A 25,119-nucleotide genomic window follows, 5' to 3' on the forward strand; every position below is an offset into this window, starting at 1 on the left:
AGGGAAATCGGATGACGTTCCTGTTCAATTCCGATGCGGGGCGCGGGGCGGTCTTCGCCGATGCATTCGCTAGAGAATTGCCGGACGTCCCCTTCACGATGGATGCTGCAGCGGTCGATCCCGACGCGGTACGCTATCTCATCACCTGGACCGCGCCAGAAGACCTCGCGCGCTACAGGAGCCTGGAGATCCTGTTTTCGATTGGCGCTGGCGTGGACCAGTTCCGCTTCGATACCGTGCCGGAACAGGTGAAGATCGTGCGTACGGTCGAGGAAGGCATCGTGCGCATGATGCAGGAGTATGTGACGCTGGCCGTGCTCACGCTGCATCGCAACCTACCTGCCTATCTGGCGCAGCAGCGCGCCGGCGAATGGAGCGATATCGCACAACTCCAGGCCGGATCGCGCCGGCTCGGCGTGCTTGGCCTCGGGCAACTCGGCCAGGCCGTCCTCGACCGGCTGAAGCCCTTCGGCTTTCCGCACGCCGGCTGGAGCCGCTCGCCTCGACAGATCGCGGGCGTGGCCTGTTATCATGGCGAGCTTGGGCTGAAGGAGATGCTCGCGGCCAGCGACATATTGATCTGCCTGCTGCCACTGACCGAGGATACGCGCGGTTTCCTGAATGCCGACCTGTTGGCGAAGCTGCCCAAGGGCGCGGCGCTCGTCCACACCGGCCGAGGGCCGCAACTCGACCACGAAGCGCTTGTCGCGGCTCTGAACAGCGGCCAACTATTGGCGGCGATGATCGACGTCACCGATCCCGAACCGCTGCCCGCGGGTCATCCGTTCTGGTCGCATCCGAAGATCATTCTCACCCCGCATATCGCGAGCGTCACCCAACCTGCGACGGCTGCACGCGCCGTCATCGACAACATCAGGCGCCACCGCGCAGGTCTCGATCCTATCGGGCTCGTCGACCGGTCGCGCGGCTATTGAAACCCAACCGGAAAGGTCATCCTTTGTCCCTGCTCAAGACCGTCGATACCAGCCCTGCCTCCCCGCCGCGCGAATCCAGGGCGCTGCCCGAACGGCTGATTGCCGGCAACCCTGCCTTCAAGACCTGGGCGCAGGACGCCGCCAAGAACGATCTCGTCCACACCGGCGTCTGGGAGGCGACGCCGGGAGAGACGCGCTCGATCAAGGGCGACACTTTCGAGTTTTGCCACATCCTGTCCGGCGTGGTCGAAATCACGCCCGACGCCGGTGAAACGGTGATCTACCGCGCCGGCGACAGCTTCGTGATGAAGCCCGGCTTCACCGGTGTCTGGAAGACCATCGAAACAGTGCGCAAGATCTACGTGACCGTCGGCTAACGGAACCCGCGTGAGATGCCGGCCTGCGCGGAAGATTTTGCCGTCTCTCACGTCTGGCACGCAACATTCGTCGGCGGTAGGTCGCCGAACAGCGCATGCTGCGTGCCGGCACGCGCTAGGCTCCAGCCCACGCCGCAGAGTGGTTGTCGATGAGCCTAAGCTTCAATCCCGATACAATCCCCCTCCCCGTCGGCCACCTCATCGGCGGGGAACTGATCTCGACCGAGGGCGGGATCGAAATGCGCCGCCCCTCGGACGGCAGGTCATATACTGCCTGCCCTGTGGCTGGCTTAGACATGGTCGACCGTGCGGTGGCAAGCGCCAAGGCGGTGCTTAAGGCCAGCAACTGGGGCGGCGTCCGGCCGCGCGAGCGCACCAAAGCACTCCAGGCCTGGGCCGACCTGATCGAGGCGGAAGCCGAGACGCTCGCCAGGATCGAGGCGCTGTCCTCGACGCGGCCCGTCGGCCAGCTCGTTGCCGGCGACATTGCCGTGACCGCCGAACAGATCCGCTTTTTTGCCGAGTTCGCCGACAAGGAAGGCAGCGAGCTCGTGCCGACCGACGACGCCACCTTCGGCATGATCATGAGCGAGCCCTATGGCGTGGTCGGCGCGATCACACCCTGGAACTTCCCTGTCTCCATGGCCGGATGGAAGCTCGGCCCGGCGCTGGCCGCGGGCAACGCTGTCGTGCTGAAGCCGTCTGAAATGACGCCCTTCTCTGCTGTCTACATGGCAGAACTCGCGATCAGGGCGGGCCTGCCGGCAGGACTCATAAACGTGGTGGTCGGCGACGGTCCGACGACCGGCACGGCGCTGACCGGTCATCCCGACATCGCCAAGGTCTCCTTCACCGGCTCGACCCGCGCCGGTTCGGCCATCATGGAGAACGTCGCTCGTACCGGCGTCAAGCCAATGACGCTGGAACTCGGCGGCAAGAGCCCGCAGATTGTTTTTGCCGATGCCGATCTCGACAAGGCAGCAATGGCGATCGCCAGCAGCGTCACCTTCAATGCCGGCCAAGCCTGTGTGGCCGGTACGCGGCTGATCGTCGAGAAGAGTGTCGCCGACAGGCTGACGACCGCCATCCTGCAACGGATGAAGGCGGTGCGGCCAGGCCCGACCTGGGACGAGACGACGCAGTATTCGCCTGTTATCTCGGAACGGCAGCGAGCGCGCATCGACAGCATCGTGCGAGCCGCGGTCGAAGCCGGCGGCGAATGCCTGATCGGCGGCGCCGCCATGGACAGCCCGGGCTATTTCTACGAACCGACACTGATCACCAATGTCGATCAGGCCAATCCTGCAATCATCGAGGAAATCTTCGGCCCGGTCCTGACCGTCCAGACGTTCGAGACCGAGGAAGAAGCGCTGACGCTGTCGAGCCATCCGACCTACGGGCTGGCTTCCGGCCTGTTCACCTCCGACCTGTCCCGTACCATCCGCTTCGCGCGCAAGCTCGAAGCGGGCACCGTCTGGGTCAACCGCTACAGCCGCTCGCGCGACCATATCCTGCCAACCGGCGGCTACAAGCGCTCCGGCATCGGCAAGGATCTCGGCCGCGAGGCCTATCTCGCCAACCGCAGGACCAAGAGCGTCCTGATCAGCCTGTGAAGAGAAGCCGATGAAGTCCTATTCGATCGCCCTGATCCCAGGTGACGGCATCGGCCGCGATGTGACCGCCGCCACCTGGATGGTGCTGGAAACCGCGGCCAAAAACTTCGGCTTTGCGCTGACGGGAACCGAGTTCCCCTGGTCCTGCCGCTTCTTCAAGGAAACCGGCCGCATGATGCCGCAGGACGGCATCGACACCTTGCGCGGCTTCGACGCCATCCTTCTCGGCGCGGTCGGCTGGCCGGCGGAGGTGCCGGATTCGGTCTCGCTGCACGGCCTGCTGCTGCCGATCCGCAAGGCGTTCGTGCAATATGCCAACATCAGGCCGCACCGTCTGCTGCCGGGCGTGAAGGGCCCGCTGCGGGCCGAGGGCTTCGACATCCTGTGCATCCGCGAGAACACCGAGGGCGAATATTCGGGCGCCGGCGGGCGCGTGCATCAGGGAACTCTGGATGAGGTGGCCGTAGAGACCTCGATCTTCACCCGCGCCGGCGTCGAGCGCATCCTGCGCTTCGGCTTCGAGCAGGCGCGGTCGCGGCGGCGGAAGCTCGCCTCGGTCACCAAGTCCAACGCGCAGAAATACTCGATGGTGTTCTGGGACGACATCACGCGAAAGCTGGCCGCGGATTATCCGGACGTCGAAGTGACCAGCTATCATGTCGACGCGCTCGCCGCGCGCATGATCATGGCGCCGGAGAGCCTCGACGTGGTCGTCGCCTCCAACCTGTTCGGCGACATCCTGACCGACATCGGCGCAGCGATCCAGGGCGGGCTCGGCTACGCCGCCTCCGCCAACATCAATCCCGACCGCTCGACGCCGTCGATGTTCGAGCCTGTGCACGGCTCCGCGCCCGATATCGCGCATCTGGGCATCGCCAATCCGATCGCCACCATCTGGTCCGGCGCCATGATGCTCGACCATCTCGGCGAAAAGGCTGCGGCCGGCCGCGTCATGCAGGCGGTCGAGGCCGCAACCGCCAGAGGCATAGGCACCCTTCCCGGCAAAGACCGCACGGACGCCATCACCGCCGCGGTCGTCGCGGCGCTCACCTGATTGCAAGGTCGTTTTCGATGAAAAATCTGAAAGACAAAAGTCTGTTCCGCGAGGCCGGCCTGATCGGCGGCAAATGGGTCGCGGCCTCTTCCGGAAAGACGGTCGATGTCGTCGATCCGGCGACTCAGTGCGCGATCGGCACGGTGCCCGATATGGCCGGTCCGGAGACCCGGGCGGCCATCGAGGCCGCGGCGTCCGCTTATGCTGGTTGGAAGAAGAAGACCAACGCCGAGCGCGCTGGCCTCCTGGAGGCCTGGCATGGCCTGATGCTGGCGCATCTGGACGATCTCGCGCTGATCCTGACGACGGAACAGGGCAAGCCGCTGGACGAGGCCAGGGGTGAGATCCGTTACGGCGCTTCCTTCGTCAAATGGTTTGCGGAGGAGGCACGCCGCATCAACGGCCATACCATCCCCTCGCCGACGCCGGACCGGCGCATCATCGTGCTGAAGGAACCGGTCGGCGTTTGCGGAATCATCACGCCGTGGAACTTCCCCAATGCGATGATCACCCGCAAGGTCGCGCCGGCGCTGGCCGCCGGCTGCACGGTGGTGATCAAGCCATCCGAGTTCACGCCCTACTCGGCGCTGGCGCTCGGCGTACTTGCCGAACGAGCGGGCATCCCCGCCGGCGTCATCAACATCGTCACCGGCATGCCGGCCGAGATCGGCAACGAGATCATGGCGAACGAGACCGTTCGCAAGATCTCCTTCACCGGCTCGACGCGGGTCGGTTCGCTGCTGATGCGCGGTGCGGCCGACAGCGTGAAACGGCTCAGCCTCGAACTCGGCGGCAACGCGCCCCTCATCGTCTTCGACGACGCCGATCTCGATCTCGCCGTCGAAGGCGCGCTTGTCTCGAAGTTCCGCAATGGCGGGCAGACCTGCGTCTGCGCCAACCGCATCCTCGTCCAGGCCGGTGTCTACGAAGCCTTCGCAGCGAAGCTCACTGCTCGAGTCAACGCCATGACGGTCGGGCCCGGCACGCAGCCCGGCGTCGCCATCGGGCCGATGATCAACATGGCGGCGGTCGAGAAGATCAACCGCCATGTCGAGGACGCACTCGCCAAGGGTGCTTCGATCATCACAACGAGGCCGGCATTGCCCGACGGTCTTCAGTATGTCGCGCCGCTGGTGCTGACCGGCGCCACAAAAGACATGCAGTTCGCCGGCGAGGAAACCTTCGGCCCGGTCGCGCCGCTTTTCCGCTTCGAGACGGAAGAGGAGGCGATCGCGCTCGCCAACGGCACACCCTACGGCCTTGCCTCCTACTTCTACACAGAGAACCTGAAGCGCGCCTGGCGCGTCGGCGAGGCGCTGGAGTTCGGCATGGTGGGGCTCAACACCGGCTCGGTCTCGATGGAAGTCGCCCCCTTCGGCGGCGTCAAGCAGTCCGGCCTCGGCCGTGAGGGAGCGCAGATCGGCATCGAGGAATATCTCGAGATGAAGAGCTTCCACATGGGCGGGCTCAGCTGAGGCAATTTGGCTGAGAGCCCGAGCGGACCGGATCGAAGCTCACTGGATCCGGTCGAGCGCCTTGTAGTAGAGGCCGACCATCGGCAGGAACCAGGGCTTGCCGGAATAGCCGGGAATGGAAGGCCACTCGAGCCCCTTCATCGGATTGCGGTCTTCGCGGCCGAGCATCGCGTCGGCCAGGATCATGCCGAGATGGGTTGAAAGCTGCGCGCCGTGGCCGGAATAGCCCATCGCGTACCAGACACCGTCATGGTAGCCGGCCCGCGGAAAACGGTCCTTGGTCATGTCGACCAGCCCACCCCAGCAATAGTCGATCTCGACCTTGGCGAGTTGCGAGAAGATCGCCGCGAGGCCCGCCTGCAATATCTGTCCGCTCTTCGAATCCGAGCGCTGGTCCGATGTCGCCGAGAAGCGCGCGCGACCGCCGAAGATCAGGCGCCTGTCCGGTGAAAGCCGGAAGTAGTTGCCGATATTCATCGAGGTCACGCATGTCCGGTTGCCGGGCATGGTCGCGGCGATCTCGGCGTCGCTCAACGGCCGCGTGGCGATGATGAAGCTGCCGACGGAGATAATCCTGCGGCGAAAATAGCCGAAATTCGGCGTGGTATAGGCGCCTGTCGCTACCAGCACATTGTCGGCGCTGATCCGGCCGCGGGAGGTCGTCAGCTCATGCCTGCCACCGACCTGCTTGCGGTCGGTCACCGCCGCATTCTCGTGGATGATGGCGCCGTGGCGGGCGGCGGCTGTCGCAAGGCCTGCCACATAGCGGCCCATATGCATCATGGCGCTCTTCTTCGACAGCATCGCGCCGTGGAAGGGCGAGACGATCTCGGATTTGAGGTCGGCCGCCGACAGCAGCGCCGTATCCGGATCCACTTCCGCATGGAGGGCTTCGAAATTGCGGGCGATCGCTTCGAAATGCTGCGGCTTGGAGGCGAGCTTCAGCTTGCCGGCGCGGCGGAAATTGCAGTCGATGCCCTCTTCGGCAACCAGCGCCTCAATGGTGTCGACGGAGTCGTCGAGCGCGCGGTAGAGCGCGATCGCGCGTTCCTTGCCGAGTTCCGCCTTGGCAGAGAGGTAGCTGTGAGCGAGGCCGTTGTTCAGGTGCCCGCCATTGCGGCCGGATGCGCCCCAGCCCACCCGCTCCGCCTCCAGCACCGCCACCTTCGCGCCGTCCTTCGCCAGTTGGCGCGCCGCGGCGAGACCGGTGAAGCCGCCACCGACGATGACGGCATCATAGTGCCCCTCGACGGGGCCTTGCGCTCCGCCGGAAAAGACAGGGGCGGTATCGTGCCAGTAGGAGATCAGTTTCATCGACGATCCGCCCTGTTTCAAAGCCCGACCACTCCCGGAAGACCGGAAATGTCTGATATCTCGACATAACCATAGTACGGGTTTGCCGGTTCGTGGCCGCGGTTGACCCAGACCTTGTTCCTGATGCCGAGATCGTGTGCCGACATCAGGTCGTAGCGGAACGAGGACGAGCAGTGAAGAATATCTTCCGGGCCGCAACCCAGCATGTCGAGCATGTACTCGAACCCCTTGAACCGGGGCTTGTAGGCCTGCGCTTGCTCAGCCGTGTAGACGGCATGGAACGGAGCGCCGAGCTTCTCGACATTGGACATGATCTGCGCGTTCATGGCGTTGGACAGGATGACCAGCGGAATTTCCTTGGCGACCTTCGCCAGGCCGGCCGGAACGTCCGCGTGAGGCCCCCAGGTCGGGACACGCTCGTAGACCATCGTGGCATCGTCGGGGCTGAAGGGGACGCGGTTGCGCTTGCAGGAGCGCTCGAGCGCGTTGTGGACAACCTCGGCATAGGGCTTCCAGTCACCCATGATCTCGTCGAGCCGATAGGCGGCGAAGTTCTTGATGAACTCCTGCATACGCGGTTCGTCGAGCCGGCTGCCGTAAAGGTCTCGCGCCGCTTCCGCCATCTGGAAATTGGTCAACGTGCCGTAGCAGTCGAAGGTGATATATTTGGGCCTGAAAGAAGCCATGTCCGTCGATCTCCAGTGGAAGCACATTCGCGTTGGGATGCATTCCATCATAGGACGGCAGTTTGCGACCCTCCTGACCGAAATGGCCCTCCCGAAAGCAGAAAGTTCCGTATCCGCCGTCCGGTTTGGCACGCTGTAGCATCTTGACGGTTAATCGGAGCGGCGGCCACAGCGTCAAAGGCATCCGCCGCGGAGGGCGCCAGCACAAGATGCGGCGCACCCCTTGTGCTACGGCGAAAGATACCGCCGGAACCGACGCCTTCAGACGATCTGCGGCGCGTCGATGGCCGAGACTTGGCATCAGACGGAAGGGAAGCCTCATGCAGCAGGGCGAGATCCAACTCCAGGCGTTCGGGCCGGACCATATCGAGGGCGCTGTGGCGCTTTCTCGCCAGGAGAACTGGCCGCACCGCCCGCAGGACTGGCAGATGGCGCTGCGGCTCTCCAGCGGCGTGGTCGCGCTCGACGACCAGGGCCGCGTCACCGGAACCATCCTGGTGACGCCCTACGGCGCCGATTGCGCCATGATCAACATGGTGATCGTCGACAAGAACGTGCGGGGCAAGGGGCTTGGGCGCCGGCTCATGGAACAGGCACTCGCTCTTGCAGAAGACCGTCCGCTGCGGCTTGTAGCGACGACGGACGGCATGCCTCTTTATGAGAAACTGGGCTTCGTACCCTCTGGGACCGTTCTCCAGTATCAGGGCAAGGTCGCAGAGCTTGACGCGCCTGAAGGCGTGGAAGCAGCAAGTGCCGATGATCTGCCGACGATCAAAGCGATGGACCGCGAGGCTTATGGCGCGGACCGAGAAGCACTGATCGATGCGTTGGCCGAGCGCGGCGAATTCGCGGTCATCCGCCACAATCACGCCATCGAGGCCTATGCGGCGATCCGCCCGTTCGGACGCGGCGAGGTGATCGGCCCGGTCATCGCCGGAAATGTCGAGGACGCCAAGGCACTCATCCGTTTCTTCGCCACATCGCGCCCCGGCGCCTTCCTGCGTGTGGATACCGACAGCCGGACCGGCATCGCCGATTGGCTCGGGGAAATCGGCCTCGCCCATGTCGGCGGAGGCGTGGCCATGGACCGTCCGCCCAAGAGCGTCGCGGAACAGACCAGGCCAAAAGTTTACGCCCTCGCCAACCAGGCGCTCGGCTAGTCCGGAGGATAAAATGCTCGCCAATTCCCTGATCGAACTCGACCGCGCCCATCTCATCCATCCGGTCTCATCATACCGCGGCCATGAGGCGCTCGGCGTGCGCGTCTTGAAATCGGCGAAGGGCGCGACCGTGACCGATGCGTCCGGCAAGCAACTCGTTGACGGTTTTGCGGGGCTGTGGTGCGTCAACGCCGGTTACGGCCACGACAGCATCGTCGAGGCTGCGGCCCGGCAGATGCGCGAGCTCCCCTACGCCACTGCCTATTTCGGCCTCGGCTCGGAGCCGGCCATCCGCCTCGCCTCGGAGCTGGCTGAGCGCGCGCCCGGGGATCTCAATCACGTCTATTTCACGCTCGGCGGGTCGGACGCGGTCGACAGCACGATCCGTTTCGTCCGCTACTACTGGAATGCCAGGGGCGAGCCGCGGCGCGACCAGTTCATTTCCATCGAGCTGGGTTATCACGGGTCATCGGTGGTCGGCGCTGGCCTGACCGCATTGCCCGCCTTTCACGCCGGTTTCGGCATTCCCCTCGAATGGCAACACAAGATCCCCTCCCCCTATCCCTATCGCAACCCGGTAGGCGAGGACGGGAACGCGATCATCGCCGCATCGCTCGCCGCATTGAAGGCCAAGATCGAGGATCTCGGACCGGAGCGGGTCGCCGCCTTCTATGCCGAACCGATCCAGGGCTCAGGCGGCGTCATCGTCCCGCCGAAGGGCTGGATCAAGGCGATACGCGAACTCTGCCGGGAGTACGGCATCCTGTTCATCGCCGACGAGGTGATCACCGGCTTCGGCCGCACCGGCCCCCTGTTCGCCTGCACGGAGGAGGACATCGTTCCCGACTTCATGACGACCGCGAAAGGGTTGACCTCGGGCTATGTTCCAATGGGCGCCGTGTTCATGACCGATCATGTCTATAATGTCATCGCCGACGGCGCGGGCGCTTCGGCGGTCGGCCACGGCTACACCTATTCCGCCCATCCCGTCAGCGCCGCCGTCGCGCTCGAGGTGTTGAAGCTCTATGAAGGCGGCCTTCTGGAGAATGGCATCAAGGCCGGCGCTCGCCTGATGGCGGGATTGGAAAGCCTGAGCGATCACCCGCTCGTCGGCGATGTTCGCGGTCGCGGGATGCTTGCCGCGATCGAACTTGTGGTCGACAAAAGGAAGAAGACACCGCTTCCCGCATCGGCCGTGCCGGCGCGGCGCGTCTTCGACAGGGCGTGGGACAATGGCCTGATCATCCGTGCCTTTGCCAACGGGGTTATCGGCTACGCTCCCCCGCTCTGCTGCACCGACGACGACATCGATGCGATCATCGAGCGCACGCGCCGGACACTCGACCAGACGCTGGACGATGCCGACGTCCGCCAGGCCCTGGCATGACGGGCGACAAATACCACGTGTTTCGAAATAGCGCCGGGGCAGACGATTTCGCAATTTTGTGCCGCAGCCCAGCGCCTTTTCGGCGAATCCGGCGCGGGGGAAGTGCCAGACTGCTTATAAGACAAGGCCAGAAGCCCCGAACTTCCGGGTTTTTGAAAAGGCCGATGCCCCGGACAGTACGGAATTTTGTTCTGTTCAGCACCATGCAATTCGGCCGCGCGCAGAGGAGAGCCAGTCTTGGCCAGGGGCTTTAGCGAATTCAAATACATGACCTTCGATGTCGTCGGCACGCTGATCGACTTCGAAAGCGGCATCACGACCTGCCTGGCCGGGATTGCCGCCGACGCCGGCGTTGCCATCGATGGCGAAGCCGCGCTCGCCCATTACCGGCAGGCCCGCTACATGCCCGATGCGGGCCTGTTTCCCGACGATCTCGTGCGTGTCTACATGGTTGTCGCGCCGCAACTCGGCCTGCCGGCCGAGGAGAAATACGGCATCCGGCTGCGAGACTCCGCCAGCGCCTGGCAAGGCTTTCCCGACAGCGCGGCGGCACTGGCCGAGCTTGCGAAGTCACACAAGCTGATTGCCATGACTAATGCCCGGCGCTGGGCGCTCGATCATTTCGAGAAGCAGTTGGGATCGCCCTTCTTCGTCACCTTCACCGCCGACGATACCGGAACGGAGAAACCGGATCCGGCGTTCTTCCAGAAGGTCTTCGATTTCGTCGCCTCAAGCGGTGACAGCAAGGACGACATTCTGCACGTCGCCCAAAGCCAGTACCACGACATCGGCATATCCCGGGCGCTTGGCATGACCAACTGCTGGATCGAGCGCCGGCACGCCCAGAAGGGTTATGGCGGCACGATCGAACCCGAGCGCTTCACCGTGCCGGACCACCACTTCACCTCAATGGCCGCGTTGGCGGCGGCCGTGCGGGAAAGTCTGAAGGAACGAATCTAAGCCCAAGCCCCGGAAAGCCGCAACAAGACGAGCATCCCGGAAAACAAACAGAAAGGGGAATACCATGACCGACAAGATCACGAACTGGACCAGTGCAGACGATGCCATGGTCGAAAACGCCATTCGGCGGGGCGCGAGCCGCCGTGAACTCCTCAAGATGCTGCTGGCCGGCGGCGCCGCGGTTGCCGCGGGCAGCCTGGCGCTCGGCCGCGCCACCAATGCCGTCGCCGCCGAGCCGGTTTCCGGCGGAAATTTCAAGGCGGCCGGCTGGTCGTCATCGACCGCCGACACGCTCGATCCTGCAAAAGCGTCGCTCTCCACCGACTATGTCCGCTGCTGCTCGCTCTACAACCGCTTGACTTTCCTCGACAAGGATGGCGTTACGCAGATGGAGCTGGCCGAGAGCTTCGACAGCAAGGACGCCAAGACCTGGACGGTGAAGCTGCGCAAGGGCGTCACGTTCCACGACGGCAAGGACCTCACCGCCGACGACGTCGTCTTCTCGCTGAAGCGTCATCTTGATCCGGCGGTCGGCTCCAAGGTCGCCAAGATCGCCGCCCAGATGTCCAGCTTCAAGGCGGTCGACAAATCGACCGTCGAAATCACGCTGGCCGACCCGAATGCCGACCTGCCGACCATCCTGGCGCTGCACCACTTCATGATCGTCCAGAACGGCACCACGGACTTCTCCAAGGGCAATGGCACCGGCGCCTTCGTGCTGCAAACGTTCGAACCGGGCGTGCGTTCGGTGGTCACCAAGAACAAGAACTACTGGAAGTCGGGCAAGCCATATCTCGACTCCTTCGAGTTCATCGCCATCAGCGACGACAGCGCCCGCGTCAACGCCCTGCTTTCCGGCGACATCAATTTTGCCGCCTCGATCAATCCGCGCGCGATGAAGCTCATCGGCGGCCAGCAAGGCTTCGAATTGTCGAAGACGACCTCGGGCAACTACACCGACCTCAACATCCGGCTCGACATGGATCCAGGCAGCAACGCCGACTTCGTTGCCGGCATGAAGTATCTCGTCAACCGCGAGCAGATCGTCAAATCGGCATTGCGCGGCCTCGGCGAGATTGGCAACGACCAGCCTGTCTCGCCGGCAAATATCTTCCACAATTCCGACGTCAAGCCGAAGGTTTTCGATCCGGACAAGGCGAAGTTCCACTTCCAGAAGGCAGGCCTGCTCGGCCAGTCCATCCCGGTGATCGCTTCCGACGCCGCGACCTCGTCGATCGACATGGCGGTGATCATCCAGGCCGCCGGCGCGGATATCGGCATGAAGCTCGACGTCCAGCGCGTCCCGGCCGACGGCTACTGGGACAATTACTGGCTGAAGGCGCCAATCCATTTCGGCAACATCAATCCGCGCCCGACGCCGGACATCCTGTTCTCGCTCCTCTACGCTTCCAACGCGCCGTGGAACGAAAGCCAGTACAAGTCCGAGAAGTTCGACAAGATGCTCATCGAGGCGCGCGGCTCGCTCGACCAGGCCAAGCGCAAGGAGATCTACGGCCAGATGCAGGCTATGGTCTCCGAGGAGGCCGGCACCATCATCCCGGCCTACATTTCCAACGTGGATGCCCTCTCCAGCAAGGTGAAGGGTTTGGAGGCGAACCCGCTCGGTGGCATGATGGGCTACGCAATGGCGGAATATCTCTGGCTCGAAGCCTAGGAAAAGCCTGCCCGGGGGCCGGTCAGCCGGTCCTCGGCACTGCATTGCGCAAGAGTGTTTTGGCCGAACGCAACCGCGGGGAGCGCTTCCATGACGTCTCGGGTTCTCAACCTAGTGCTGAAGCGGCTGGGGATTGCGGCCGTCACGCTTTTGATCGTCCTGTTCGCTGTGTTCTTCGCCACCAGCATGCTGCCAGGAGACACCGCATCGATCCTGCTCGGCCAGGCGGCGACTCCGGAAGCGGTCGCCGGCCTGCGCGAGGCCATGCATCTCAACGATCCGGCGATCCTGCGCTTTCTGCTCTGGCTTGTGGGACTGCTCCACGGCGACCTCGGCACCTCCTATGCCAATGAGATGCCGGTCGCGACACTGATCGGCGGACGCCTGGTCAACACGATGAAACTCGCGGGCATCACTACGCTGCTCTCGGTGCCATTGGCGCTGACGCTCGGCATCACCGCCGCCATGCTGCGCGGCTCTGTCTATGACCGCACCATCACCATCCTGTCGATCGGCATCATCTCCGTACCGGAATTCATGGTCGCGACACTCGCGGTCCTGCTCTTCGCCGTTTATCTCAAATGGCTGCCGGCGCTGTCATCGGTCAACGAGGCGCATTCGCTGACCGACCTCGTGCGCATCTATGCAATGCCGGTGATCACGCTCACCTTCGTCATCTCCGCCCAGATGATCCGCATGACGCGCGCCGCGGTGATCGAGACGCTCTCCACGCCTTATGTGGAGATGGCGCTTCTGAAAGGCGCCTCGCGCGGCCGCATGGTGCTGAGGCACGCCCTTCCCAACGCGCTCGGGCCGATCGTCAACGCGATCGCGCTCTCGCTGTCCTATCTGGTCGGCGGCGTCATCATCGTCGAGACGATCTTCAACTATCCCGGCATCGCCAAGCTGATGGTCGATGCCGTCGCCACCCGTGATCTGCCGCTTATCCAGAGTTGCGCGATGATCTTCTGCCTCGGCTACCTCTTCCTCATCACCGCTGCCGACATCGTGGCTATCATGTCCAACCCGAGGCTCAGATGACGATAGCGCGCGCGACAACCTCCCGACGGTCCTTCCTGGGCCACAGCTACAGCCTCGTCGGCGTCGTGGCCGCTCTGGTCATCCTGGCCTGGACGCTCATCGCGATCCTGGCGCCTTACGTCATTCCCCATTCGATCGGCGACATTGTCGACGACGACTATTTCGGCCCGATGCGCCAGGGACTGTGGCTCGGCTCGGATTATCTTGGGCGCGATATGCTCTCGCGGGTTCTGATGGGCGCCCGCTACACTGTCGGCATATCGCTCGCCGCCGTCTCCATCGCCTGCTTTTCAGGTGTCGTGCTGGGGATGATCGCGGCCGTGACCGGTGGCTGGCTCGACACCTGCCTCAGCCGCTTCCTGGACGCCATGAACTCCATCCCCAGCAAGCTGTTCGGCCTTGTGGTCGTCGCTGCGGTCGGCTCGTCGATCCCGGTGCTGATCCTGACGCTGGCCGTCATCTATATCCCCGGCGCCTACCGCTTCGCGCGCGCGCTCGCCGTCAACATCAACACCATGGACTTCATCACCGTCGCCCGTGTCCGTGGCGAGAGCACCTTCTATCTCATCGGGTCCGAGATCCTGCCCAACATCATCCGCCCGGTGCTGGCCGACTTCGGGCTGCGCTTCGTCTTCATCGTGCTGCTGCTCTCCGGCCTGTCCTTCCTGGGGCTCGGCCTGCAGCCACCGCTCGCCGACTGGGGGGCGCTGGTGCGCGAGAACATCGGCGGCCTGCCCTTCGCGGCGCCCGCCGTCATCGTGCCGTCGCTGGCAATCGCCAGCCTCACCATCAGCGTCAACCTGCTGATCGACAACCTGCCGCAGAAGATCAGGGACCGAGACGCATGAGCAATCTCGTCGAGGTCAGAAACCTGCGGATCGAGGCGACGACCGACTCCGGACGGCTTGTCGAAATCATAAAGGGCGTCAGCTTCGACATCGCCGACGGCGAGATCGTTGCCCTGATCGGCGAGAGCGGCTCCGGCAAGACGACGGTAGCGCTCTCGCTCATGGGCTATGCGCGGCCCGGCTGCCGGATCACCGGCGGCGAGATCAACGTAAACGGCAAGAACATGGCTGCGCTCTCCGAGAAGGAACGCGCCAAGCTGCGCGGCACCGATATTGCCTATGTCCCGCAAAGTGCTGCCGCTGCCTTCAACCCCTCGTCGACGATCATGGATCAGGTCATCGAGGTCACGCGCATCCACAAGCTGATGCCGCCCGCACAGGCGCGCCAGCGCGCGGTCGAGCTGTTCAAGGCCTTGTCGCTGCCGGATCCGGAAGGGATCGGCGCCCGTTATCCGCACCAGGTTTCCGGCGGGCAATTGCAGCGGCTGTCGGCGGCCATGGCGCTCATCAGTGATCCCAAGCTGGTCATCTTCGACGAGCCGACGACAGCACTCGACGTGACGACGCAGATCGACGTGCTGAAGGCATTCAAGTCGGTCATGCGGGCGGGCGGGATAGCGGGTGTCTATGTTTCCCACGACCTCGCGGTCGTCGCTCAGATCGCCGACCGCATCGTGGTGCTGAAGGGTGGCGAGGTGCAGGAGACCGGCACCACGGCGGCAATCCTTTCGACTGCCCAGCACCCCTATACACGCGAATTGCTGGCCGCCTTCGAACCGAAGCCGCGCCAAGCGCATGCGGACGTGGATGCCGGGACTAGGCAGCTGCTTTGTATCGACAATGTGACTGCCGGCTATGGCGCGGTGCGAGCTGACGGACTGCCACTCATCCGCGCGGTCGATTCCGTCAGTCTGGTCGTCGAGAAGGGGCGTAATCTCGGCGTCATCGGCGAATCCGGCTGCGGAAAGTCGACGCTGGCGCGCGTCATCGCCGGCATCCATCCGGCGGCGGCCGGGAATATCGTCTTCGACGGCAAGGAACTGCAGCGGGCCGCCAGGAAACGCAGCCAGGACCAACTGCGCGAGATGCAGATCGTGTTCCAATATGCCGATACCGCGCTCAATCCGGCCAAGCCCGTGGAGGACATCATCTCCCGTCCGCTGGCCTTCTATCACCGGCTCGACAGGCAGGCGCGCTCGGAGCGCGTCGACGAACTGCTCGACATGGTGCGCCTGCCGAGGGGATTGCGCTACCGTCATCCATCGGAACTGTCTGGTGGGCAAAAGCAGCGGGTGAACTTCGCACGCGCGCTGGCGGCCAACCCCAAGCTCATCATCTGCGACGAAATCACCTCGGCGCTCGATACAGTGGTGGCGGCGGCCGTGATCGAGCTGCTCAAGGAACTACAGCGCGAGCTGGGACTCTCCTACATCTTCATCAGCCACGACCTCTCCGTCGTCGAGGCCATCTGCGACGAGATCATGGTCATGTACAACGGGGAGCGGGTGGAGCAGATCACGCCCGACAAGCTGACGGCGCCCACCCACCCCTATTCCAAGCTTCTGTTCTCCTCCGTGCCGAAGCTTGACCCAACGTGGCTCGATGGCCTCGTCCGCGACCCCGAGCTCGTCAGCCAGTACGGCCATCGATAGAGCGGTTCACCGTTCAAGGAAACGGCGAACCGCTCTATCTCTTTGTTTTTGACGCAATTCCCAAGGGAAAGCGCTGCGCGCTTTTCCCGGGAAAACCGTTCACACTTTGACTGGAATTGCTCCGACTACATCGGAAACAGGCTGGGCAGCGGCATGTGCGCCTTGACGATGGGAGACTTCAGCACCACGAAGCTGAAATACTTGTCGATGCCGATATCCATGTCGGTCAGTCGCTCCATGATCGTCTGATACTCACTAATGCCGGAGGTCACGAATTTCATCAAATAGTCGTAGCCGCCCGACACAAGATGGCATTCGATGACCTGCTCGATCTTCTCCACGACAGCGAGAAAGCGGGCGAAGTCAATCTGACGGTGGTTCTTCAAGGTGATTTCGGTGAAAACGGTCAGCGTCTGGCCAAGCTTGCCGATATTGATCTGCGCCGAATAGCCTTCGATGTAGCCTTCCGACTGGAGTTTCTTGACCCGCATCAGGCACGGGCTCGGCGACAGATGCACCAGATCGGCCAGTTCCACATTGGTGATGCGGCCGTTCTTCTGCAATTCGTGCAGAATTTTGATGTCGATCCGATCCAGTTTCACGGCCGTCTCCGAAGAACGCATGCCACAGCACAAAATGCTGCCGTATCAACAGCCATCGACCCTACCACAGCCCGCCGGCCTGTCCATCCAAGCCGACACTACTTTGAAACGCAGTGACTTCCGATTTCAACCGATCTGCCGGAATAAAATTCTGCCTCGGCCTCAACTGCAGCAGCGGCTGCCTGCACAACGCGTTAGATTGGCGTATCGAGGCAGAGAGACCATGCGCGCTCAATTGCAGCAAATCGAGACATCTGGCGAACTGCCACAGTCCGCGGACGCGGTGGTGATCGGCGGCGGCATCGTCGGCGTCTTCGCGGCCTATTACCTGGCCAGGCGCGGCATGCAGGTCGCTCTCGTCGAAAAGGGACGCATCGGCGCCGAACAATCCTCCAGGAACTGGGGATGGTGCCGGCAGCAGAACCGCGACGCCCGCGAGCTGCCGATGGCAACCCGAAGCCTCGATCTGTGGAACAGCTTCGCGGCGGAAACCGGCGAGGACACCGGCTTTCGGCGCTGCGGCCTGCTCTATCTCAGCAATGACGACGCGGAACTGGCCGGCTGGGCGCGCTGGCGTGACTTCGCCAAAACGGCCGGCGTCACCACGCACATGCTCGACAGCGCCGGGGCCAGCGAGCGGGGTCGCGCCACGGGCCGGACCTGGAACGGCGGCGTCTTCTCGCCGACCGACGGCACGGCCGACCCGTCGCGGGCCGCGCCCTCGGTCGCCCGCGCCATCCTCAAGCTCGGGGGCTCCGTGCACCAGAATTGCGCCGCGCGCGGTATCGAGACCGAAGGCGGGCGCCTGAGCGGCGTGGTCACGGAAAACGGAACGATCCGGACCAAGGTGGCGGTCCTGGCCGGCGGCGCTTGGGCCTCCTCCTTCTGCCATCAGTTCGGTTTCCGCTTTCCGCAGGCGTCGGTCCGCTCCTCCATCCTGTCCGTCTCGCCCGGCGCTGAGGGCCTGCCGGATGCGCTGCACACGACACGGATCTCGGCCACGCGTCGCGGCGACGGCGGCTACACGCTCGCCATAAGCGGACGCGGCCGCGTGGACGTCACGCCGCAGCAGCTGCGCTTCTCGTCGCAGTTCCTGCCTATGTTCCTGAAGCGGTGGCGAAGCCTCGCGCCCGGCGGTCTGCAGGGCGTGCGCTCGGGCCACGAAACGCTCCGGCACTGGCGGCTCGACCAGCCGACGCCAATGGAACGGATGCGCATCCTCGATCCGGCCCCGGACCAGGCGACGATCCGCCTGACCCACGCCCGGGCACTCGAGCTGCTGCCGGCACTGCGCCAGACCAGGATCAGCGCAGCCTGGGCCGGCTATATCGACAGCACGCCGGACGGCGTGCCTGCCATCGGCGAGATCCATAGTGTTCCGGGTTTCTTCCTGGCCGCCGGATTTTCGGGACACGGCTTCGGCATCGGACCCGGCGCCGGGCATCTCGTCGCCGATCTGATGACCGGCTCGGAACCGGTCGTCGATGCGACATCCTATGATCCCCGACGCTTCGACGCTTCGGCCTGGGGGAAGGTCGCCGACTTCTAGGATGTGATCCATGCCATCCTGGTGTGGCCTCCGGAATTGCATCAACCGTCCCGGAGAAAGGCACCGATAGGTGCCGAGCGGACAGGCGCCTGCCCGCGAAACCGGCCGACAGCGCCGGGCGCACAGCCGGCTTGCGCCGCAACAAGTTCAACGGCAGCCAACTGGCAGTAGCGCCCCTGGCATCGCCCCATGCCGACGCGCGACAGCGATTTCACCCTGTTGGCCTCGCCGCCGCCGAAACCCGCGCTCTCACGTACAGCTCTGGCAGTCACGTTCTCGCAGCGGCAAACTACCGCGTCGTCGGGGAGTGCCCGCGCCATCGCTGCCGGCCAGGGAAAGGCGCAAGCCAGGCCACGGGCAAAGCGCTCGAGCCGCGCAAGCTTGCGCAGATCGGCGCCGGTAGAGCGCGCCGGAATTCCGAGATCGGCAAGGCATGCCGCGGCCGCGAGACGCCCCGCGATCTCCGCGCCGTCCGCTCCCAGAAGACGAGCCCCATCGCCTGCCAGATAAACGCTGTTACCGGCCCGACCCATCTCGTCGGTCTTCGGCAGCCATTGCCGCCACTGCTCGTCATAGGTGAAGGCGCACCCCACAAGGTCGGCCAGATGCGTCTCTGCCCGCAGATGCCAGCCCATGCCTATCATGTCGCAAGGGGTGCGGTGCTCCCGGCCGCCGGCGTCGCGCCAACGCATCGCCGTGACACCTTTTTCGTCAGCCTCGATCCGCTCGAGCGTCACGCCCGCATGGTAGCGGCCGCCGAGCCTTGCTCGCAGGGCCAGACCGCGCAGCGTGACGAGCGCCCGGGCGGCAAGCTGCCAGAGCCCCCGCATCTGCTGATGCCAGGGAGAAGTGTCCAGCACCGCCGCCACATCGGCTCCAGCTTTGACGAGCTGGGCGCCGACCAGCGTCAGCAAAGGCCCCGATCCGATCAGGACGATGCGCCGCCCAAGCGCCACGCCCTGCGCCTTGAGCGCGATCTGCGCGGCGCCGAGGCTGTAGACGCCGGCGCTCTGCCAGCCCGGGACCGGAGCGACACGGTCGGACGCGCCGGTGGCAAGGATCAGGCGGTCATAGCCGACTAGCTGCACGCCGCCCTCCCCAAGCACGTGCAGTCGCCCGTTCTGCGCGGCGATAACCGAACTCGCCGCGCAATGGGTGAGCCGCCCCTCTTTGGCCAGCCAGTCAAACAGCGCATGCAGCGCGTCCGCCTTCGCCGCCTCCGACCCGTAGAGCTGCTTCGCGGTGCGGGTGAACCCGGCGGGCGGGCGGCGATAGATCTGTCCGCCCGCGCGCTGCCCTTCGTCGATCACCACCGGGTGGAGCCCGGCCTCCACAAGCGTCGCGGCGGCCCTTATGCCAGCCGGACCGGCGCCCACGATCACGATCCGCGGCGACGGGGTCTCGCTCACAGCCAGCTCTCCGATGGCATCGTGCGCAACCGCATGCCTTCGCTGAGAAGTGTCGAGCACGCCCGCAGCCGCGGTCCCTCGTCCTGCCATACCCAGCAATCCTGGCAGGCTCCCATCAGGCAGAAGCCAGCACGCGGCTCGGCTCCGAACTCGGACTTTCGCAACGCGTGCCCTGACGCCAGCATGGCGGTCAGCACGGTGTCGCCCGCTAGCGCGCCGCGCATCTCACCGTCGAGATAGAAATGCAGCTGCGCCCGGTCGCGTTCAGCCAGTCGGACGATGCGGCCGGCGATGATCATTCCGCGGCCTCTCGCACGGGGCGCGGACGCGGCAGTTCGGGGAACCGTTCGCAGACCGCATCGAACGCCGCCTGGACGCCTTCCGGCCCCGAGCGCCCCTTCATGCGGCGGAAGATCTCCGTCTTGGCGAAGAACCGCCAATGGACCCGCAAGTCCCTCAGTATGGCGGTGAGCCGGTCGTAAGCCAACGGCGTCCACTGCGCTTCGTAACCGTCGCGCTCCGGACCGAAATGGAAGTGGCCGGCGGCTGGCTCCTTGCGTGCGCGCAGCCTTTCCGTTGCCTGCTCGTCGGCCTCGCCGTCAAGGATGACGACGCCATAGTCGCGCTCGGCCGCCGTCGCCGAAACATAGCCGCGCCGCACATCCTGCGCGACCTGCCAGGGCTCGCGCTCATGCGGATCGCCGCGCCCGCCGCCGCCGGCGGAGCGGATATCAAGCACGTCGCCAGGCTGCAGGACCGCCGTGTCGATGTTGCCCAGCCGCCGCTCGTGCTCGGTCCCCGGATTGACGACCATGTCAGACAGGCCGGCCGCCTTGCCGCCCAGCACACCCCAGGGACGAAAGAAGCTCCGGTCGCGGTTGCGGGCCGTGATCCTGGAGTCGGGGGCGAAGACACGGAAGGCCATCTCGGTCGCCAGGCCGCCGCGCCAGCGCCCTGCACCGCCACTGTCCCTGGCGAGCCCGTACTTCACGAATTCGACCGGGGTCTCGGTCTCGGTGATCTCGATCGGCGTGTTCTTGAGATAGGCGGCGTCGGCGCCCGATCCGTTGGTGCCGTCGCGATGCGGCATCGCACCACCGCCCCCCACCACGGGGTTCACCGCCGCGATGACGGTCCGGCTGGTCCGCTCGTCCGTGGTCATGACGTTGACGATGCAGTTGTTGCCGGCGGGTGCTGCTGGCAGGCGCTCCGGCACGGCTTGCGAGAAGGCGCCGAAGATGACCGACCGCAGCCGGGCGCAGGTGAGCGAGCGCATGCCCACTGCGGCGGGATGGACAGGATTGAGCACCGAACCTTCGGGCGTGATGCAGGTGAACGGCCTGGTAAGGCCCGTATTGAGCAGGACCTTCGGGTTGAGCGTGTAGAGCACGTAGTAGACGCCCACCAGCAGCATGGTGTGTCGCGGGTCGCCGCCTGATGGCACGTTGAGCGAGGAGCCGAGCTGAGGATCGGAGCCGGTGAAGTCGAGCACCGCTTCGTCGCCCCTGATCGTCAGCGTCAGCTTCAGCCGGCACGGATTGGCCTCGACGGAATCCTCGTCGGCATAGTCGGCGAATTCCCAGGTGCCGTCGGGCATCGAACGCAGCACGTCGCGCGCCTGCGCCTCCGCATGGTCGAGAAGGGCGGCAACGCCTTCGATGAAGCCGGCCTTGCCGAACTTCCTCACCATCGCCTGGATCTTGCGCTCGCCGGTGTTGAGCGCGCCGACCAGCGCCTTGATGTCGCCGATGTTGAGGTCGGGCTTGCGCACATTGGTGCTCATGATCCGCAGTATCGTCTCGTCGAAGACGCCCTCGTTCACCAGCTTCATCGGCGGAAAGCGAATGCCTTCCTGATGGATCTCGGTCAGCGCCCGGCTGAGCGAGGCCGGCACCGCGCCCCCCATGTCGGTGTTGTGGATATGCCCTCCGGTCCAGGCGACGATCTCGCCATCGACGAAGACCGGCTTCCACAGATGCGTGTCGGGCGCGTGCGTGGCGACGTGGCCCGAATAGGGATCGTTGGTGAACGCAACGTCGCCCGGCCGGTAGTCGTCGACCATCGCGATCGCGCGGTGATACGAAAGCCCCGGATACCAGGTGGCGCCGAGGTCCATCGGCACGGCGAAGGTCGCGCCCGAACGATCCATCAGCATCACGGTGAAATCCTGCGTCTCCTTGACGAAGGCAGAGTGCGCAGTGCGGTGCAGCGTGTGGGCCATGTTCTCGGCCGCCGCGCGGGCATGGTTCGCCAGAACCTGCAGATTTGTCCGGTCAAACATGGCATCACTCCGGGAAGGTCAGCAAAAGGTTGAGGTGACGGTCGACCCGTGCCTGTGCTCCAGCGGGAATTGCGAAGGTGGTGTCTTCCTGCACGACCACCGCAGGCCCGTGGAACGTGCTGCCCGGCACCAGGGCCTGCCGGTCGTGGAGGTCGACGGTCTCGACGCCAGCGCCCGTATAGACCGGGAGCCGGCGCGCCGGAACGGCGGCGGCACGGATCTCGTCTGTCTCCAGGAAGGAGAGCTTCGGCCCCGCGCCCACGGCGGATAGCCGGACATTCACAAGTTCGATCTCGCCGTCCGGGTCGTGGAAATCGTAGAGCTGCTGATGGGTGAGGTGGAAGGCCTGTGCGATGGCGGCCGCATTGCCGTCCGTCAGCCATTCCGGTGAAAGGGCGACCTCGATCTCATAACTCTGTCCGACATAGCGCATGTCGCAGGACAAATTGATCTCCGCCTCCCCGTCATGACGTTGCGCCGCGAGCCAGTCGCGGCCCTCACGTGCCAGGGCCTCGAAGGCCTCGCGAATTCCGGCAAGCGACATGCTCGACAGCGGGCTGAAGATGGTGCGGATGAAGTCCCCGCGCAGATCCGCCACCAACCCGCCCAGCGCCGACACCACGCCGGGACGGCGGGGCGCCATGACGCGCTTCATCCCGAGTTCACGGGCCAGGAAGGCGCCGAGCATCGGGCCTCCGCCGCCGAAGGGCATCAGCGTGAAATCGCGCAAGTCGACGCCGGCGCGCGAGGCGAGTTTCTCGACCTCGACGAACATCTCCGACACCGCAATGTCGAGGATCGCCTGCGCGGTCTGCTCGACCGGTCGGTCGAGCCGGGCGGCAAGCTCGCCGACCCCGCGATGCGCCAGTCCGGTATCGATCCTGAGCTGGCCGTAGGCCATCTCGCTGTGACCGAGCCATCCGCACACCACCATGGCGTCTGTCACCGTCGCCCGCTCGCCGCCACGGCCGTAGCATGCCGGTCCCGGCGTCGAACCCGCCGACTCCGGCCCGACGCGCAGCACCCCTTGCGCGTCGATGCTGGCGATCGAGCCGCCGCCGACGCCGATAGAGCTCACAGAGACGGAGGGGATATGGAGCGGAAATTCGCCGATCACTTCGCCGGTGCCGAACTGCGGCTCGCCGTCGATGATGAGCGCGAAGTCGGCTGAGGTGCCGCCGATGTCGAGGGTAAGGATCTTGTCTTCGCCAGCCTGACGGGCCAGCCACGAGGCGCCGATGACACCGGAGGCCGTTCCCGACAGCAACATGTTGACGCAGGCGCGCTTGCCTTCGGCGGCGTTCATCAGCCCGCCGTTCGACTTCGTCAGCATCGGGCGGGCCGGCACGCCGCGGTCCTTCAGCCGCTCTTCCAGCGCCGTCAGATAGCCCGAGACGCGCGGATGGACATAACCATTGAGAATGGCGGTCGAGCTGCGCTCGTATTCGCGGATGACCGGCCACACCTCGGCCGAAGAGAAGACGAAGAGGTCGGGAGCGAGACGCGCGATCGTCGCCTTGACGGCAGCCTCCTGCGCGGCGTTGCGCCAGGAATGGAGGAAGGAGACGATGATCCCCTGCGCCCCATTCGCTTTCGCCGCTGCCACCGCGCTGGCCACCACCGCCATGTCCGGCGCCTGGGATTCGCTTCCATCGGCGCGCATGCGGACCGGAATGCCGAACACCATGTCGCGCGAGATCAGCGGGTCCGGACGCGAGCAGAACAGAGAATACATCTCCGGCATGCGCAGCCGCGCGAGCTCGATCACGTCTTCGAAGCCGGCATTGGTGAACAGCGCCAGCGGCGCGCCCTTGCGCTGGATGATCGTGTTGATGCCGACGGTGGTGCCGTGCACGAAGCGCGTCATATGGGCAGGATCAAAACCTTCGCGCTCGGCCAGAAGGGTAAGACCGGTCATCAGTTCGGCGCCCGGATCTTCTGGCGTCGTCAGCACCTTTAGCGAGGCGAGGCGTCCGGAATTTGCTTCGAGCGCACAGAAATCGATGAATGTCCCGCCGATATCGACGCCAACCTTCCAGTCGGCTCTGTTCTGCGCCTTATCCGCCGTGATGACACCATCCATGATGCGTCCCTTCCTGTCTGCCAAGCAAATTGGCATGCCGGATGGTGCGGGTCCAAGACGTATGATGAGCAAGGATATAAGTCTTGCTTATGCTTTCGCGCGATGCTCATTCAGGACGGCGGCACAGGCCGCGCCGATCTCATCGCGCATCATCTCATCGGCGCGTGAAAGGGCCCGCGTCCGCGAGGTGAGAAGCGCGATCGGAAATTCCGGGCCTGTCAGCAGCCTGACCGCAAGCCCGTCAAACTGATGCCAAGGCAGCAGCGCGTCGACCAAGGCGATGCCCAGACCGGCCTGGACGAAGCCGACCGCGGAGATGGATACGTCGATCTCGAGCGACGGCGAAAGCGCCACACCTTGCGCGCGGGCAGCGTGGGCCAGTTCGTCGGCAGGACGGGTGTTGCCGCGATACGATATCAACTCCTCCCCGACGAGGTCGGCGAGCGTCAGTTCGGCTTTCTTTTGCAGCGCGTGCCCGGCGGGCAGCAGGCATGCGAAGCCGACGCTGCCGATCACCTCCGCCTCAATATCCGGAGGGAGCCGGTCGTCCATGGCCACGCCGAGGCTGGCGTCGCCGGCTCGCAGCATGTCGACGATGGCGGCGATCGGCGCGCTATGAGCGCGCAACATTATGTTGGGATGCTGGGCCCGGAATTTGGTGAACGCACGCGGCAAGATAGCCATGGCCGGCGGCGGCGAAGCCGCGACCCGCACCAGCCCGGTTCGGCCCAGACGCAGGTCGGTGGTCTTGCGGCGCAAGCCTTCAAGCCCCGCTGACAACCTCTCGGCATCAGGGAAGATCTCGAGCGCCTCCGGGGTCGGCCGCAGCCGGCCTTTCACCCGCTCGAACAGGGTGAAGCCGAGTTCGTCCTCGGTATGGAGCACGATCTGGCTCAAAGCGGGCTGGGAGATGTTCAGCATCCGCGCCGCGGCGGTCACGGTGCCCGCGCGCATGACAGCGATGAACACTTCGAGCTGCCGGGCCCGCATTGCCACTCCATAGGTAAAGCTTATGGCT

Annotated in this window: 21 protein-coding genes; 13 read left to right on the plus strand and 8 right to left on the minus strand. The window is 64.8% G+C overall.

The features are described 5' to 3' along the window. The first annotated feature begins 11 nt into the window (after positions 1-11). The 5 genes from AC04SG_RS02630 (at position 12) to AC04SG_RS02650 (ending at position 5,454) form a co-directional block, all read left to right on the plus strand. Entirely contained in the window at positions 12-935 is a 924-nt protein-coding gene (locus AC04SG_RS02630; protein WP_488549802.1) for a 2-hydroxyacid dehydrogenase, read from the plus strand. 23 nt (positions 936-958) lie between these two features. Continuing rightward, on the plus strand, positions 959-1,312 hold the full coding sequence (locus AC04SG_RS02635; protein ID WP_112563097.1) for a cupin domain-containing protein: 354 nt from the start codon (positions 959-961) through the stop codon (positions 1,310-1,312). Positions 1,313-1,461: 149 nt separating this feature from the next. Further along, positions 1,462-2,925 (plus strand): aldehyde dehydrogenase family protein, encoded by a 1,464-nt coding sequence (locus AC04SG_RS02640; RefSeq protein ID WP_488549803.1) that lies wholly within the window; start codon positions 1,462-1,464, stop codon positions 2,923-2,925. A gap of 10 nt (positions 2,926-2,935) precedes the next feature. Beyond that, positions 2,936-3,979, plus strand: coding sequence for a tartrate dehydrogenase (locus AC04SG_RS02645; protein WP_488549804.1), 1,044 nt, complete (start codon positions 2,936-2,938; stop codon positions 3,977-3,979). A 17-nt stretch (positions 3,980-3,996) separates the two neighbouring features. Beyond that, positions 3,997-5,454, plus strand: a complete 1,458-nt coding sequence (locus AC04SG_RS02650; protein WP_488549805.1) for an NAD-dependent succinate-semialdehyde dehydrogenase — start codon at positions 3,997-3,999, stop codon at positions 5,452-5,454. A 39-nt stretch (positions 5,455-5,493) separates the two neighbouring features. Here the strand turns inward: AC04SG_RS02650 and AC04SG_RS02655 are convergent, their stop codons facing one another. After that, the gene (locus AC04SG_RS02655) at positions 5,494-6,768 is read right to left on the minus strand and encodes an NAD(P)/FAD-dependent oxidoreductase (RefSeq protein ID WP_488549806.1); all 1,275 of its coding nucleotides are present in this window, start codon (positions 6,766-6,768) and stop codon (positions 5,494-5,496) included. Between the two features lie 17 nt (positions 6,769-6,785). After that, positions 6,786-7,454: a haloacid dehalogenase type II gene (locus AC04SG_RS02660; RefSeq protein ID WP_192259761.1), complete on the minus strand. Its 669-nt coding sequence runs from the start codon at positions 7,452-7,454 to the stop codon at positions 6,786-6,788. A gap of 320 nt (positions 7,455-7,774) precedes the next feature. Between AC04SG_RS02660 and AC04SG_RS02665 the strand changes: the two genes are divergently transcribed. From AC04SG_RS02665 to AC04SG_RS02695, 7 genes are all read left to right on the plus strand, one after another. Continuing rightward, positions 7,775-8,614, plus strand: a complete 840-nt coding sequence (locus tag AC04SG_RS02665) for a GNAT family N-acetyltransferase (RefSeq protein ID WP_192259763.1) — start codon at positions 7,775-7,777, stop codon at positions 8,612-8,614. Between the two features lie 13 nt (positions 8,615-8,627). Beyond that, entirely contained in the window at positions 8,628-10,001 is a 1,374-nt protein-coding gene (locus tag AC04SG_RS02670; protein ID WP_488549807.1) for an aminotransferase class III-fold pyridoxal phosphate-dependent enzyme, read from the plus strand. A gap of 267 nt (positions 10,002-10,268) precedes the next feature. Beyond that, positions 10,269-10,961: an HAD-IA family hydrolase gene (locus tag AC04SG_RS02675; RefSeq protein WP_488549874.1), complete on the plus strand. Its 693-nt coding sequence runs from the start codon at positions 10,269-10,271 to the stop codon at positions 10,959-10,961. A 64-nt stretch (positions 10,962-11,025) separates the two neighbouring features. Further along, the gene (locus AC04SG_RS02680; protein WP_488549808.1) at positions 11,026-12,636 is read left to right on the plus strand and encodes an ABC transporter substrate-binding protein; all 1,611 of its coding nucleotides are present in this window, start codon (positions 11,026-11,028) and stop codon (positions 12,634-12,636) included. Between the two features lie 90 nt (positions 12,637-12,726). Continuing rightward, a complete protein-coding gene (locus AC04SG_RS02685) occupies positions 12,727-13,677 on the plus strand; it encodes an ABC transporter permease (RefSeq protein ID WP_488549809.1) in 951 nt (316 codons plus the stop codon). Continuing rightward, positions 13,674-14,525 carry an ABC transporter permease gene (locus AC04SG_RS02690; protein WP_488549810.1) on the plus strand — a complete coding sequence of 284 codons (852 nt, stop codon included), beginning with the start codon at positions 13,674-13,676 and terminating at the stop codon, positions 14,523-14,525. Before AC04SG_RS02685 ends, AC04SG_RS02690 begins: the two co-directional genes overlap by 4 nt. Beyond that, positions 14,522-16,177, plus strand: a complete 1,656-nt coding sequence (locus AC04SG_RS02695) for an ABC transporter ATP-binding protein (protein ID WP_488549811.1) — start codon at positions 14,522-14,524, stop codon at positions 16,175-16,177. The genes AC04SG_RS02690 and AC04SG_RS02695 overlap by 4 nt, the downstream gene beginning before the upstream one ends. A gap of 125 nt (positions 16,178-16,302) precedes the next feature. On the opposite strand, the gene AC04SG_RS02700 is transcribed toward AC04SG_RS02695, so the two are convergent. After that, positions 16,303-16,779, minus strand: coding sequence for an Lrp/AsnC family transcriptional regulator (locus AC04SG_RS02700; RefSeq protein WP_192259777.1), 477 nt, complete (start codon positions 16,777-16,779; stop codon positions 16,303-16,305). Between the two features lie 223 nt (positions 16,780-17,002). On the opposite strand from AC04SG_RS02700, the gene AC04SG_RS02705 reads away from it, so the two are divergent. After that, entirely contained in the window at positions 17,003-18,328 is a 1,326-nt protein-coding gene (locus AC04SG_RS02705; RefSeq protein ID WP_488549812.1) for an NAD(P)/FAD-dependent oxidoreductase, read from the plus strand. A 41-nt stretch (positions 18,329-18,369) separates the two neighbouring features. Here the strand turns inward: AC04SG_RS02705 and AC04SG_RS02710 are convergent, their stop codons facing one another. The 5 genes from AC04SG_RS02710 to AC04SG_RS02730 all read right to left on the minus strand — a co-directional run bounded on the left by AC04SG_RS02710 (position 18,370) and on the right by AC04SG_RS02730 (position 25,091). Further along, on the minus strand, positions 18,370-19,737 hold the full coding sequence (locus AC04SG_RS02710) for an FAD/NAD(P)-dependent oxidoreductase (protein WP_488549813.1): 1,368 nt from the start codon (positions 19,735-19,737) through the stop codon (positions 18,370-18,372). Next, positions 19,734-20,036 (minus strand): (2Fe-2S)-binding protein, encoded by a 303-nt coding sequence (locus tag AC04SG_RS02715; RefSeq protein ID WP_488549814.1) that lies wholly within the window; start codon positions 20,034-20,036, stop codon positions 19,734-19,736. Before AC04SG_RS02715 ends, AC04SG_RS02710 begins: the two co-directional genes overlap by 4 nt. After that, a complete protein-coding gene (locus tag AC04SG_RS02720; RefSeq protein ID WP_488549815.1) occupies positions 20,033-22,018 on the minus strand; it encodes a hydantoinase B/oxoprolinase family protein in 1,986 nt (661 codons plus the stop codon). Before AC04SG_RS02720 ends, AC04SG_RS02715 begins: the two co-directional genes overlap by 4 nt. A 4-nt stretch (positions 22,019-22,022) precedes the next feature. After that, positions 22,023-24,101 carry a hydantoinase/oxoprolinase family protein gene (locus AC04SG_RS02725; RefSeq protein ID WP_488549816.1) on the minus strand — a complete coding sequence of 693 codons (2,079 nt, stop codon included), beginning with the start codon at positions 24,099-24,101 and terminating at the stop codon, positions 22,023-22,025. An 87-nt stretch (positions 24,102-24,188) separates the two neighbouring features. Continuing rightward, entirely contained in the window at positions 24,189-25,091 is a 903-nt protein-coding gene (locus tag AC04SG_RS02730) for a LysR family transcriptional regulator (RefSeq protein ID WP_488549875.1), read from the minus strand. Between the last annotated feature and the right edge of the window lie 28 nt (positions 25,092-25,119).

Source organism: Mesorhizobium sp. CNPSo 4684 (genome assembly GCF_057784315.1).